The organism is Candidatus Darwinibacter acetoxidans, assembly GCF_041936445.1.
GTDB lineage: Bacteria > Bacillota > Limnochordia > Darwinibacteriales > Darwinibacteriaceae > DTU010.
This window is the reverse complement of sequence record NZ_JBHGXH010000137.1, coordinates 1-1,526: the sequence shown is the minus strand read 5'-3', so window position 1 is coordinate 1,526 and position 1,526 is coordinate 1. Positions and strand designations below refer to the sequence as shown.

Annotated in this window: 1 pseudogene; it reads right to left on the bottom strand. The window is 54.3% G+C overall.

Annotation, left to right across the window (positions count from 1 at the left end):
• Positions 1 to 1,427, bottom strand: a pseudogene (locus tag ACE4YL_RS04970) (hypothetical protein); the annotation flags it as partial.
• Positions 1,428 to 1,526 lie beyond the last annotated feature (99 nt).

The following is a 1,526-nucleotide window of genomic DNA, read 5'->3' as shown; positions in this document are numbered from 1 at the left end:
ACAGTGCCGAGGACAGGCTGATACCGCTCGGTGGTATCGGTGGTGAAGTCGTCGGCGTAGGATATGGAGGGCGAAGAGGTTATCTCGTAGATTTCAAGTGGTGCTTTGAGTGCATATGTTGTGATATATGGGCGCACTTGTCCAGAGAGGGATATGGCTTTTGTAGATGTTACATTGATACCTAACAACGGTATTGACAGATTAACTTTAGAATCCTCTCTGAATGTGATCTCGAATCCCCAATTTGAATTAAGGAACGCATAATAGGTTGCTGTATCCGCAAAGGTCTTTCCACTAGATATTATGACATCCCCTGTCTCGTCTCTACCTTCAATACCAAGCCTATTATTATCCTCACCGGAATTGTAGAAGCGTATCAAAATGGCCGTGTATTCTAAAGTATTTGAAGGGGTTCCGGTGAATCGAACCTGAAACTGGTTAGACCCGTTTGACATCGAGCCTGTCACATCTGTCTGTTTCACAGTCATACTGAATTTCTTTGGTGCAACATCACCATGTTTCAGTTGAATGCCTGTGTCACTGGGGATTACGATATGATCCGTGTCATAACTATGTGTTGAGGTGCTACCCGATATGGTTTCATACTGGTCGCTGGAATCAACGCTGAAATCATCCTTCCAGAACTTGCGCTCGATGTCGTTGTTGTCCTTGGTGACCGTGTTTACCGGCAGAACCGATACCAGATATTCGGCGTGGAGGGTTGCAGAAGGGTTGAACTCGATGATCGTCGCGGTGAGCGCCGTCCCGACCTTCCGGATGATTTGTGTCCCGGTCGTCGGGGGTTCATGGGTCAGCGTCCCGTTGCTGGCATAGAGTTCCTTGCCCGGCGTGAACGTCCAACTGTCATTTCGGATCAGACCCCGAAGCAGGAACATCCCCTGACTGCCGGCGGCAATCGTGTCGGAGACCACCAGGGCGATAGTGCCGTCGAGGGTGGCGAGGGTGGCGGGATTGGCTTTCATGAACTTGCCGCTCTCCGCGAGCACCGCGAGATCCCCGAATGCCAGATTCTCGCCCGCCTCGGCCCCTTCAAGGACTCTGCCGGAATACGTGTGGTTGGTGGTAAGGTCCAGGGATGCCTCGACTATATGGGAGCGCTGGAATGTGAGATGCTCGACTATCGAGGCATGGTCGTATGCGGAGATCCCGCGGAACGCAAACGTCCCGGCGGGCCAGGTCGCGTTCGGCGTGCCGGGGAGTGCAGTCACTCCCTGTAGGATATTGCCGTCCTTTCCAGTGTACGAAAACTCTCCCGCGACATCCCCTGCGAGGCAGACGATGTTCGGCGCGTCCGGGAGTTTCGTCGCGTCCACAACAGTCAGCGTGGTGTCGCCGGTTGTATACGGCGCGGCAAGGGTGGTGTAGGGGGATCCGACCTGAGCAGGATAGAGGTCGGGTAATCCCATCTACGCCACCTCCGGTAGGTATATGGTCAGCACCACGGCCCCGGCATCCCCCACGAGGAACAGGAGAAGGGGTTCGACGCTCTCAGCAGCGGAGAGCGG